General features: G+C 49.1%; 11 protein-coding genes. 6 read left to right on the top strand and 5 right to left on the bottom strand.

Annotated features, from left to right (window positions below; all coding sequences use genetic code 11):
- Positions 1-4 precede the first annotated feature (4 nt).
- The 3 genes from PV783_RS22910 to hisD are packed head-to-tail and all read left to right on the top strand — an operon-like array spanning position 5 to position 3,519.
- A complete protein-coding gene (locus tag PV783_RS22910) occupies positions 5-1,159 on the top strand; it encodes a glycoside hydrolase family 172 protein (protein ID WP_420989716.1) in 1,155 nt (384 codons plus the stop codon).
- A gap of 27 nt (positions 1,160-1,186) precedes the next feature.
- Positions 1,187-2,236, top strand: a complete 1,050-nt coding sequence (locus PV783_RS22905; RefSeq protein WP_420989715.1) for a family 43 glycosylhydrolase — start codon at positions 1,187-1,189, stop codon at positions 2,234-2,236.
- Positions 2,237-2,241: 5 nt separating this feature from the next.
- Positions 2,242-3,519: a histidinol dehydrogenase gene (hisD, locus tag PV783_RS22900; protein ID WP_420989714.1), complete on the top strand. Its 1,278-nt coding sequence runs from the start codon at positions 2,242-2,244 to the stop codon at positions 3,517-3,519.
- Here the strand turns inward: hisD and PV783_RS22895 are convergent.
- Positions 3,516-4,394 (bottom strand): AraC family transcriptional regulator, encoded by an 879-nt coding sequence (locus PV783_RS22895; protein WP_420989713.1) that lies wholly within the window; start codon positions 4,392-4,394, stop codon positions 3,516-3,518. The two genes, hisD and PV783_RS22895, sit on opposite strands and share 4 nt — an antisense overlap.
- Before the next feature lie 73 nt (positions 4,395-4,467).
- On the opposite strand from PV783_RS22895, the gene PV783_RS22890 reads away from it, so the two are divergent.
- Complete coding sequence (locus PV783_RS22890; RefSeq protein WP_420989712.1) at positions 4,468-6,672, top strand: DUF2961 domain-containing protein; 2,205 nt, start codon at positions 4,468-4,470, stop codon at positions 6,670-6,672.
- Here the strand turns inward: PV783_RS22890 and PV783_RS22885 are convergent.
- The 4 genes from PV783_RS22885 to xth all read right to left on the bottom strand — a co-directional run bounded on the left by PV783_RS22885 (position 6,669) and on the right by xth (position 9,975).
- Entirely contained in the window at positions 6,669-7,418 is a 750-nt protein-coding gene (locus PV783_RS22885) for an AAA family ATPase (RefSeq protein ID WP_420989711.1), read from the bottom strand. The genes PV783_RS22890 and PV783_RS22885 overlap by 4 nt on opposite strands.
- A gap of 98 nt (positions 7,419-7,516) precedes the next feature.
- Positions 7,517-8,818 carry an esterase-like activity of phytase family protein gene (locus PV783_RS22880; RefSeq protein ID WP_420989710.1) on the bottom strand — a complete coding sequence of 434 codons (1,302 nt, stop codon included), beginning with the start codon at positions 8,816-8,818 and terminating at the stop codon, positions 7,517-7,519.
- A gap of 82 nt (positions 8,819-8,900) precedes the next feature.
- Positions 8,901-9,149, bottom strand: coding sequence for a DUF4342 domain-containing protein (locus tag PV783_RS22875; RefSeq protein WP_079472534.1), 249 nt, complete (start codon positions 9,147-9,149; stop codon positions 8,901-8,903).
- 52 nt (positions 9,150-9,201) lie between these two features.
- Positions 9,202-9,975: an exodeoxyribonuclease III gene (gene xth, locus PV783_RS22870; protein WP_420989709.1), complete on the bottom strand. Its 774-nt coding sequence runs from the start codon at positions 9,973-9,975 to the stop codon at positions 9,202-9,204.
- A gap of 166 nt (positions 9,976-10,141) precedes the next feature.
- Between xth and PV783_RS22865 the strand changes: the two genes are divergently transcribed.
- On the top strand, positions 10,142-10,843 hold the full coding sequence (locus PV783_RS22865; protein WP_079472536.1) for a DUF2461 domain-containing protein: 702 nt from the start codon (positions 10,142-10,144) through the stop codon (positions 10,841-10,843).
- A gap of 60 nt (positions 10,844-10,903) precedes the next feature.
- Complete coding sequence (locus tag PV783_RS22860) at positions 10,904-11,533, top strand: class I SAM-dependent methyltransferase (RefSeq protein ID WP_420989708.1); 630 nt, start codon at positions 10,904-10,906, stop codon at positions 11,531-11,533.
- Positions 11,534-11,566 lie beyond the last annotated feature (33 nt).

Here is an 11,566-nt window from a genome sequence, read left to right as displayed (position 1 = left end):
TCGCATGAAACAACTCGTTTTCTTATTACTCATACTATCGTATACTGGCTTACAGGCGCAGGATCTTGCAGGTCTGGCGCAGATCAGGGAGCATGTTACCACAAAACGGATCAGCAGTTACGACAGGGCCGGCGGTCCCAACGATAACCTGCAACACATCGAAAACGGCGGCAAAAGAACGCTGGTGGATATCAAAGGTCCGGGCATTATCAATCATATCTGGATCACCATGTGGCCCGCCCCGGATAAACTAAGCCGCAACGATGTGATCATCCGCATGTATTGGGATGGCAAACCATATCCTTCCGTAATATCGCCTATAGGCCCTTTTTTCGGACAGGGATGGAACGAATCTTATCCTTTTACATCGCTGCCGCTGGCAGCGGCGCCAATGGACGGCACAAGCATGGTGAGCTATTTTGCCATGCCTTTTTCCAACGGTGCAAGAATAGAAATAGAGAACCAGTCGGGTACGGAAATACAACCTTTTTATTTCTGTGTGGACTATGTGGAAATGCCCAAACTGCCCGCCAACACCGGCCGCTTTCATGCCTGGTACAACAAACAGCTCATGGGATCGCAGGATAGCATCGAGAACGAACATTGGATGTTTGGCCCCGAAGGACAAAATACCGATGGCCGCAACAACTATGTAGTAGCGGATATTAAAGGCGAAGGGCATTTCATCGGCATGAATTATTACGTGCAATCGCCTACGCCTTTGTGGTATGGGGAAGGGGATGATATGATTTTTATAGATGGAGAAACAAAACCATCCCTCAATGGCACGGGTACAGAAGATTATTTTAATACTGCCTGGGGACCAAAAGTACTATACACGCATCCGTATTTTGGATATGCAAGGGTGAATAACGATATCGGTACACTGGGCCGCACACATCTCTATCGCTTTCACATTACTGACCCCATCTACTTCAGCAAGTCGCTGAAGTTTACCATCGAGCATGGTCATAATAACGAGATGACACTGGACCTCGCCAGCGTGGCCTACTGGTATGCAAAGGAAGCGATGCCGGTACCGGACATCCCGGATGCCAAAGCCCGCAAGCCTATGCCGGCGATTAACTCGTACGATATCCACCGCTGGCGCAATGAGTGGCGGAAAAACAGGGGCAAAGATCCGAAGTTATGGAACTAACTATTTCCTCATCATACATCTTACTAAATGAAAAATATATCATGGTTATTACTGCTGTTTTTTAGTATGTCTTGTGCAGGCAAAGCGAAAGACTCTACAGTAGCGCCTCCGCCGGTTAATGCAGATACTACTTTCTCCAATCCCCTGCTGGATGGTGGTGCCGATCCCTGGGTATACAAAAACGGCAACGCTTATTATTTTCTCTGTACCAACGGCGGCAATATCACGATCCGTAAAACAGGCGCCATGTCGGAATTGAAAAATGCCCTTCCAAAAGTAGTGTGGACACCACCCGCCACCGGGGCCAATTCAAAAAATATCTGGGCGCCTGAATTGCACCGCCTGCAAGGCAAATGGTACCTGTATTATACGGCCGGTGCTACATCCAACCTGGCTACACAGCGTTTGTTTGTACTGGAAAATGAGGCAGCAGAACCATTGGAGGGTGTTTGGAAAGACAAGGGGAAGATAGGTGATCCGCAGGCCGACTTTTTTTCTATCGATGGTACGGTGCTGGAGTATAACAACAAAAACTATTTTATCTGGAGTGGTCAGATTTCCGGGAAAGACATCACACAACGCATCTATATCGCGGAAATAGAAAACCCCTGGACCCTCAAAACAGGCAGGGTCCAGATTTCCATGCCGGATTACGACTGGGAGAAAAATGGCTCACCGGTAAATGAAGGTCCGGAAATATTAAAGGGCCCCGGTGGACAAATTTTCCTCATCTATTCTGCCAGCAGCTGCGGTACGGATGATTATGCACTCGGTATGCTACGCCTGCAAAAAGATGGTGATCCGCTCAATCCTGCGCACTGGACTAAAGCCGCTAAACCGGTGTTTACAAAAAGTATCGCCAACAGCGTATTTGGTCCCGGTCATAATGGTTTCTTTAAATCAAAAGACGGAAAGGAAGACTGGATCATTTATCATGCAAATCCTCATGCCGGCCAGGGCTGCGGCGGCACAAGGAGTCCGCGTATCCAGCCGTTTACCTGGCGAGCCGATGGTACCCCCGATTTTGGAGAGGCCCTTAACCCTTATTATAAACTTAAAAAGCCATCAGGCGAATAAATATTATGGCTGTTTTTTTAAAAGAAGGAAAGAGTGAAGCGGCATTAAAAGCTACCGATGCCCGTGTAAAAGAAACGGTAGAAAAAATGATCTGCGAGATAGAAGAACATGGCGATACTGCCGTGATGAAGTATTCTGCTTCCCTGGATCACTGGTCGCCGGCGGCTTTCCGGCTATCGGCGGAAGCGATACAGGAAATTATGGCGCGTATGCCAGGGCAGGTGATCCACGATATTCAGTTTGCGCAGCAACAGATCCGTTTTTTTGCAGAGCAGCAACGCGCTTCTATCCGCGATATCGAAATAGAAACGCTGCCGGGTATCTTCCTGGGGCATAAAAATATCCCGGTCAACAGTGTGGGTTGTTATATTCCCGGTGGCAGATACCCGATGGTGGCCTCTTCGCACATGAGTATCCTCACCGCAAAAGTAGCCGGTGTGAAACGGGTCATTGCCTGTACGCCACCTATCAACGGACAGGTACCGGAAGCCACCGTTTGTGCCATGCACCTCGCGGGCGCCGATGAAATCTATATTTTAGGCGGCGTACAAGCGCTGTGTGCAATGGCGATAGGCACCGGGTCCATTATGCCGGTCGACATGATCGTAGGGCCTGGAAATGCCTATGTAGCGGAGGCCAAGCGGCAACTCTATGGCAGGGTAGGCATCGACCTGTTCGCAGGCCCCACAGAAGTACTGGTAATTGCAGATGAAACGGCGGATGCTGAAATGGTGGCCTGCGATTTATTAGGACAGGCAGAACACGGACCTACATCGCCCGGGGTGCTCATCACCACCTCTGAACAACTGGCGCGCGAAACCCTTTTGGAGATAGAAAAACAGCTCACCGTACTGTCCACCGCAGACATCGCAAGGGTGGCCTGGGAAAATAATGGTTCCGTGATCCTGGTAAAAGATGAGGCAGAGGCCATCAGTGTGGCGGATGAACTGGCCAGTGAACACGTGGAAGTGCTGACCCGCAACCCCGGTGTGTTCCTGGAAAAAATGACCAACTACGGCGCACTGTTCCTGGGGCCGGAAACAAATGTAGCTTACGGCGATAAAGTGATTGGTACCAATCATACCCTGCCCACCCGCAAAGCAGCAAAGTATACCGGCGGATTATGGGTAGGCAAGTTCCTGAAAAACTGTACGTACCAGCGTTGTACGCCGGAAGCCAGCGCTATGATTGGCGGGTATGCCATGCGGCTGTGTGAGCTGGAAGGATTTGCGGGGCATAAAGCGCAGGCAGCGCTGCGTGTAAAACGGTATGGTAAAAGCTAACCCGTTTTGGCCTGCACGTATACCTTCTGATATTGCAGCGGCGTTTTTTGTGTAAGCAGTTTGAACTGCCGGTTGAAATTGGAGAGGTTGTTGAACCCACAGGTATAGCCTACCTGCGACATGGGCAGGTTGTTTTCTATGAGCAGCTTACAGGCATAACCGATGCGTACTTCCATCAAAAACTGCCAGTATGTTTTCAGTGTCCTGGATTTGAAGTACCGGCAAAATGAATTGGGACTTACGTTAGCGGCAGCAGCAACTTCTTTGAGGGTGATTTTATTGCGGAAATTATTGAAGGTATAATGATAGATCTTGTTGATGTTATCGGTATTGATGATGTTGTAGGAGCTGGCGAAACCGATGCTCGACAGCAGGGTGCAGTCTTTCGAGCCGGCAATGGTGTCCAGTATGTTAAGCAGGGAGGAGATTCTTTGTACCTTTCCGGCTTTCAGGATATTCTCCATTTCCCGGCTGATCAGTTCACGGGTAACGCCATGTATCCGGATGCCGTGCCTGGCCTTTGTAAGCAGTTCTTTTACCGCTTTCAGTTCCGGCAGGTCCAGGAAACCAGCTCCCCAGAACTGGTCGCTGAAATGTATGGCGATGGCTTCTATCTGTAGCCCAGGCTGATCCTGGAAGTAAATGGCGTCGCTTCGCCACATGTGCGGAAGTTCGCTGCCCAGTAACACCAGGTCGCCATCTTCAAATCTTTCCATGCTGTCGCCTACCAGCCGCATCCCGCTGCCCTTGCGGATCAGCGTGAGCTCTATTTCCGGGTGGTAATGCCAGTGATTATAAAGGTAAGGGAAGATGTCTTCCCGGATGCTGAACGAATAGTTATGGCCTGTATCAACCTTACGCAGAATCGGTTTCATACAACGGAATTATATAATGAAGCTAATACAATTTATGATAGTTGCAAAACACATACATCCGCTGAAAACATGCGTGACAACGTATTTACGGTATAGCTGCCTGCTGCTTATCTTCCTTTGTAAACCAGTGTTGCTTCCCGCCCAGCGTCTCCCTGTAATACCCGCCGGCGCCGATGCATACCGGATGTGGGATAAATGGCCTGAGCAGCGGTTCGGAATGCGAACTTATATGAGAAGTACCTACGATCGTACCGGCGGCAACGATGCGGCCGATGCCAGCCACTATCTTTTTATGAACGGCGAAACCGATAATGTTACGCTGGATGTAACGGGAACGGGTATACTTTATTTTTTTCGCACCAACCACTGGCACGGCAGTCCCTGGCGTTTTACCACCGATGGACAGGAACATCTCATAAAAGAAACAGCTACGGAGGATCCTGTAAATGCGTTACGGAATATTAAATCCAGTGCATTCATTCCGTTCACGCCATTCCCACGGCCGTTGGCATGGACCTGGGGCGACACCAAAGGAGCAGACCTCATCTGGACACCCATTCCATTCCGGCAATCTTTACGCATCGCTTATTCCCGCACGCATTACGGCACGGGTTATTACATCTACCAGTTGTTCGCCAACCCTGCAAATCTTTCGCAACGCATCAACAGCTGGAACATGGAGAAGGCGCCCGACAAGGACGTGGTGGATCTTCTCAGTAAAGCAGGACAGGATATTGCACCAGCACATATTCCCACGCGCCGGGGAAGCGTGCTGCTCAACCAGGAGAGAATAACGCTCACGGATATACGGGCAACTGCCGTAGTGAGAGCTCTTAAATTCACCCTCCCCCTGGCAGATGCGGAAAAGCTGGAAAGACTCCGCCTGCTGGTTACGTGGGACTATGCATCCCAACCTTCCATAGATGCGCCGCTGAGCCTGTTCTTTGGCGCAGGTACCCTGCACAACAACGACGACCGCGAATATCTGGTAAAAGGTTTTCCTATTAATATCCGCTACGATAGTGCCCGCCGGCAGGTAGTGCTGGCCTGTTATTACCCGATGCCGTTTTTTAAGGCGGCAAAGTTTGAACTGGCCGGTATCACACCAGGGGAAACTTCCATCAGCTATGAAATCCGCTATCAGCCGGCCAAACTGAAGCCCGCATTCAGCAGCTATTTTCATGCTACGTACCGCGATTTCCCATCGCCGGAATTAGGAGCCGATCTAACGTTACTGGATACACGTGGAGCAGAAGGCCAATCCGAATGGTCCGGTAATTTTGTTGGCACCTCGTTCATTTTTACACACAGCGGCGAGCTGGGTACACTGGAAGGCGATCCTCGCTTTTTCTTCGACGACAGCCAGTCGCCACAGGCGCAAGGCACCGGCACAGAAGAGTGGGGCGGTGGGGGCGACTACTGGGGCGGCAGGAATATGTCGCTTCCCTTTGCCGGGCATCCCTGCGGCGTAGCCCGGAAGGAACTGGCAAAAGATAAAAAAGATCTCATCCATTCGGCTTACCGCTTCCTCCTGGCAGACCTCATGCCCTTCGGACGCAACGCCCGCATCCAGCTGGAACACGGCGGGGATAACCGCTCCACGGAACATTATGAAAGCGTTACTTACTGGTACGGATTACCGGCTCCTTCACTGATAAAAACAGATGAACTGGATATTGGCGATGAGCAGAGCGAACAACAACATGCCTATAGCTCTCCGCAGGCATCGCCGGTTGAAACCATTAGCTCCCGCTATGAACTGGGGGTTGATTCGCTCACTATTAAGGGACAGGGCAAGAAGGAGATTTACCCCGCACACACAGAAGATGGCCGTTATACTACAGGCGTATCGGAATTTACCATCCGCCTCGATCCTGCGAACGTTGGCGCCCTGCTGCGGCGCACACTGGATTATAGTCATCCTAATCAAAAAGCCGAAGTATATATCGCAGATGACCATGCAGATACTACCCGCCGTAAATGGACATTGGCCGGTACCTGGTACCTGGCCGGCGCCAATACCTGCATGTCCAGTCACCCGCCAAAAGAACTGGATAAAAGGTTATACAATGTACAAACCAGTAACCGCCGTTTCCGGGATGATGAATGGCTGATACCGGCGGCCCTGACCAAAGGACGCAGCCGCATCCGGGTGAGGATGGTGTTTGTACCGGTAGCACAGGAACTGTACCCCGGATTTAAATTCCCCGGTACAAACGCATGGAGTGAGCTGCGCTATACAGCGTATAGTTATGTGGTGCCTGTATTAAAAGATTAAACATCTTCCAGCAGGATCTTCACCATGTTTTTATAGTCGTTGATAAAACGGTGAGATATCTTGTAATTTTCTGTTTCGGTGTAACTGGTTTTTTTGATCCCGTTTTCTGTGAGCTGGTAAATAATGGAATCGGGATAAGCCATTACAATAGGGGAGTGCGTGGCAATGATAAACTGCGACTGCTGCCCGATCAGCTGGTGCATCCTTGAAAGCATGGCCATTTGCCGCGTAGGGGAAAGCGCAGCTTCGGGTTCATCCAGTATGTACAGGCCATTGCCGGAGAAGCGATGCACCAGCAAAGACCAGAACGCTTCTCCATGTGATTGCTCGTGTAAGGACACACCGCCGTAACTGTCAATCACTCTCGGACCGATACCTTCTTTATCCAGTTCCTCAATATTGGTACCTACATTAAAAAAACTCTCACCTCTCAGGAAGAATCCATTCTTTGCGCGCACCGCTGCCCTGGCTACCCGGATATACTGATGCAGCACGGAATGGGAAGCGCGGGTGGAGAACGTGAAATTCAACGATCCGCCTTCCGGGTTAAAACCACAGGCCACGGCAATCGCTTCTATCAGGGTGGATTTACCCATACCGTTTTCACCGGAAAGATAAGTAACCTTGGGATGCAGCTGCAGGGTTGAAAGATTTTTCAACGCCGGTATGTTAAAAGGATATTCTCCCGGGGCAGTGATCTTGTCCCTGTTGAGTGTAATGGCGGTTAAGCCCCTTTGCGTAAGCATAGCTTTTCCTTATTTGGGGTGAAAATAAGGGAAATCTCCTGTATAACGCACAACGCCCGCGCTAGGCGCAGGCGTTGTAGGTTATAGTAATAAATCGTTTAAAACAGTGGTGTAGCGAGCTTAATAAAATACACCGTATTGAAATCCGTTTTACCGGTAAGCGGCAGTATTTTCTGGATATAGGTATTGTTAACCGGATCGGGAGGAACGATACCAAAGTCGTCATCGTTGCTTACCGCCAGGGTAGTACTGTTCACGAGTACAATGCCTTCCGGTTTATCATGCGGATAACCTGCGATATCTTTCAACAGATCAACCACCAGCGATTTGGAAACGGTTTTGATACCGGCTGCCTGTAGTTCTGCATCAGTCAGTACTTCCACTGTTTTACCATTCACCAGTTTGCCGCCGGCGCCATCAGTTGCATCAGAAATATCAGTAGCCGCCGACAGATCAATTTTATAGATTCTTTTAATCAGCGATGGTTTAACCGGATCTCCCGGGAACTCTCCGTCGCGTTCCAACACCAGGAAGGTAGTGCTGCTGATCACAGTGATTTCGCTGTTGGCGGTATTTTTGTTTTCCAGTTTATAGAGGTATTGCTTCGTTTGACCGGAGGCGATATCGTAGGTGAGGATACGGGTATACAGGGAGTTCTTCACCGCATCTTTGGTAGGATTGTATAAAGGCGATTGCATAATGCCTACCAGTGTTTTGCCGTCGGGCGTAATGGTGAGCCCTTCCATGCCACGGTTGGCACGGCGCATAGCAAATACTTTCGGGATCTTCCGGCCACCGGTGCCGGTGCCAAAGGGGTTGATCCTCTCCAGCGTTTTACCGCTTCTGTCGAGATGTACCAGGTGTGGTCCGTACTCATCACTCAACCAGAAAGTTCCGTCGGCTGCTACAGTAAGACCTTCGCAGTCGATGCCTTCTGCATCTTCAGGAAGCGTTTTGCCATCTTTATCCAGCGCCACTTCTCCTGTGCCACCTGATCCTGCAGGATTTGGAAGTCCTGTTACCGGTACATTAGCAGCGGATTTGATATGAATGGTTTCTACCAGTACCAGTGAATCGCCGTTTAATTTAAACTTCCCGATCTGTGGATTAAATCCGGGTACGGCAAATACTTTGGAGTCCTTGATAATGCCATCTGCGTTCGGGCCACGATCGGTCATGAGGTAAAAATAACCAGGCTGCCCGGGTACGTTTGCAATAGAAGATCCATAACCGCCATTATACACTTTTACGCCGGCGGCGTTGGTGGTCATTACTACAGCACCCGCGAGAGTGGCTTTGGCAGGATAAGAAATATTATTGTTGTCAGGAGGGGTGTCGTTTTTCTTACAGGCAAAAAGGAACACAAATCCTAATGGAGCAAAGTAGCGTACTACGGTCATAGTGGTTGATACGTTTAAGGCGCAAATGTGCCCTTTCCGTATGAAGACTATGTTACCGTAATATTATCAAATCGTGAAATTGTTATTCCTTCTCAGGTTCCCTTTCTACCGTAATACTGCACTCGCCGATGAGGGCGGCCAGCGCGCCAACAGCCGCAAAAACGGGCGCCAGTATTGCGCCTACTACTCCAATGGTAAGCGGGAAGCTCATCAGTTCTTTTCCTTCTTTATCTGTGATGGTGATCTTTCTTACATTGCCTTCTGCTATCAGTTCTTTGATTTTTTTTAACAGGTTCTCACCGTGGAGGGTGAACGTTTCTTTTGTGGTCATAGTAAACAGGTATTTGATCTTTTAAGGTACTAAGAATTGATGAGATAATCTATCAATCTGTCAACTCTATCCATACCGGCGCATGATCGCTGCTTTTCTCCCATCCGCGCACATTGCGGTCTACTCCGCCGGCAACAAGACGGCTCTCCAGTTGCGGGCTCAGTAAAAAGTGATCGATACGCAAGCCCGCATCACGGCCGTACGCATTGCGGAAATAATCCCAGAAGGTATAGATCTTTTCATCAGGGTATAGTTTCCGGATGGCATCTGTCCAGCCCTGATCTCTCAGATTTCTGAATGCCTCCCGCGTTTCGGGGCGAAACAGTGCATCATCCACCCAACGTTCCGGTTTGTATACATCCAGTTCGGTGGGCATTACGTTATAGTCGCCCGTAAGTACTACCGGTGTTTTTGCCGCCAGCAGCTCTTTGGCATGCGCTGTCAGGCGTTTAAACCAGCTTAGTTTGTAATCGAATTTAGGGCCGGGAGCGGGGTTGCCGTTTGGTAAATAAAGACAACCGATCGTGATGTTATTGATTTCGGCTTCTATATAACGGCTATGGATATCTTCAGGATCTCCTGGAAGTGTTCTCCTTATTTCTTTTGGCTCACCTATCCGGGAGAGGATAGCTACGCCGTTCCAGCTTTTTTGTCCATGCCAGATAGGATGATAGCCGGCATCGCGGATAGCCTGCTCCGGGAATTTTTCGGGAGGCGCCTTTAGTTCCTGTAAACAGGCTACATCAGGAGCCGTTTCCTTTAACCAGCGAAGTAATACCGGAAGACGTCCATTGACGCCATTAACATTGTACGTGGCTATTTTCATGGATGCTGTTATTTAGTTGGGTTTGTAATTCAGCAGCATAATTCCGCTGCGAGGCGTTTGTGAATATATGTAATTATCTGCTTCCGTTTGCCCCGGCAAACGGAAAAACTTACTTTTGTAAAACTGCTATCACCCGGTAGCAGGTTTTATAAATTACGGAAACATCATGGCTAAGAAACATATATCACAACCACATATACACCCGTCGGGCTTTAATTTTTTAAGTAAATTAAAAGAGAATAATAACAGGGATTGGTTTAATACCCACAAACCCACTTACCAGAAAGAACTGGCCCTGGTAGAGGAATTTGCAGAAGCACTACTGGCTGAGCTTTCGGTACATGACCTGATAGAAACGCCGTCCGGGAAAAAAAGCCTGTTCCGCATTTACAGGGATACCCGCTTCTCCAACGATAAAACTCCTTATAAAACCCACTGGAGCGGCAGCTTTAAACGCGCCACCAAATTCCGCAGGGGTGGATATTATTTCCATATTGAAGAAGGTAACAGCTTTGTGGCAGGTGGCTTCTGGGGCCCCGTTCCGGAAGACCTGAAGCGGATCCGGGAAGAAATCGCGTTTGATCCCGCACCATTGAGAAAGATTCTCAACAGCAAATCTTTCAAAACTTTCTTTAAAACGCTGGAAGGAGAACAGCTAAAAACGGCTCCCAAAGGTTTCGCCCCGGATCATGAAGCCATCGACCTGTTGCGTCATAAACAGTTTGTGCTGGTGAGAAAGTTTTCTGATAAAGAAGTATTAAGTGAAGATTTTCTGAAAGAAGTAAATCTCACATTTAAGGCCATGCGCCCTTTTTTAGACTACATGAGCGAAGCGCTTACAATGGACCCTAACGGCCTTACAGAGTAGATGTAAGTGGTTTGATGCCGCTGCCGGCGGAGTATATAAATTATTTTCATAAATTCAGGTATGGACAAACTACAGATGGCCATCAACGTTTTTGATAAACGCGCCGTCCAATACCAGGATAAATTTATGGACGTGGCATTATACCACGACTCATTTGATCTTTTCTGCAACAGCATCCCAAAACAAACGGCGGCTGTTTTGGAGATTGCCTGTGGCCCTGGCAACATCACCAGGTACCTGCTGCAAAAGCGCCCCGGTTTTCAACTGCTGGGAATCGACCTGGCGCCCAATATGCTGGAACTAGCCCGCAGCAATAATCCACAGGCGGAGTTTATGCTGATGGATGGCCGGGACATCCTCCGGCTGAACAAATTATTCGACGGGATTATGTGCGGCTTTTGCCTGCCGTATCTCAGCCGGGAAGAGGCGGTGAAAATGATAGGAGATGCTGCCCGTTTGTTGTTGCCCGGCGGAGTATTTTATATCAGCACTATGGAAGATGATTATGCCAGATCCGGTTTCCAGCGCTCGGGTGCGGGCGATGAGCTGTATATGTACTATCATCAGGCAGATTATCTGGTAAACGCATTGAACGCAAACGGGTTTAAAATAATGGATATCCGGCGGAAGCAATACCCGGCCGCCGATGGAAGCACTACAACAGACCTGATCATCATTGCAGGAATATAACTTGTTAAGAAGGAATTTATATATTGTCCCTTA

This window comes from Chitinophaga sp. CC14 (genome assembly GCF_048957795.1).
Lineage (GTDB): Bacteria > Bacteroidota > Bacteroidia > Chitinophagales > Chitinophagaceae > Chitinophaga > Chitinophaga ginsengisegetis.
This window is presented reverse-complemented; position numbering and strand designations above follow the sequence as displayed.

Bases quoted from the DNA above. Each gene is read 5' to 3' on its own strand.
- PV783_RS22865 (WP_079472536.1), top strand. From the start codon at position 10,142: ATGGCTAAGAAACATATATCACAACCACATATACACCCGTCGGGCTTT.
- PV783_RS22895 (WP_420989713.1), bottom strand. From the start codon at position 4,394: ATGAAACCGATTCTGCGTAAGGTTGATACAGGCCATAACTATTCGTTC.
- PV783_RS22905 (WP_420989715.1), top strand. From the start codon at position 1,187: ATGAAAAATATATCATGGTTATTACTGCTGTTTTTTAGTATGTCTTGT.
- PV783_RS22885 (WP_420989711.1), bottom strand. From the start codon at position 7,418: ATGCTTACGCAAAGGGGCTTAACCGCCATTACACTCAACAGGGACAAG.
- PV783_RS22910 (WP_420989716.1), top strand. From the start codon at position 5: ATGAAACAACTCGTTTTCTTATTACTCATACTATCGTATACTGGCTTA.
- PV783_RS22875 (WP_079472534.1), bottom strand. From the start codon at position 9,149: ATGACCACAAAAGAAACGTTCACCCTCCACGGTGAGAACCTGTTAAAA.
- PV783_RS22860 (WP_420989708.1), top strand. From the start codon at position 10,904: ATGGACAAACTACAGATGGCCATCAACGTTTTTGATAAACGCGCCGTC.
- xth (WP_420989709.1), bottom strand. From the start codon at position 9,975: ATGAAAATAGCCACGTACAATGTTAATGGCGTCAATGGACGTCTTCCG.
- PV783_RS22880 (WP_420989710.1), bottom strand. From the start codon at position 8,818: ATGACCGTAGTACGCTACTTTGCTCCATTAGGATTTGTGTTCCTTTTT.
- hisD (WP_420989714.1), top strand. From the start codon at position 2,242: ATGGCTGTTTTTTTAAAAGAAGGAAAGAGTGAAGCGGCATTAAAAGCT.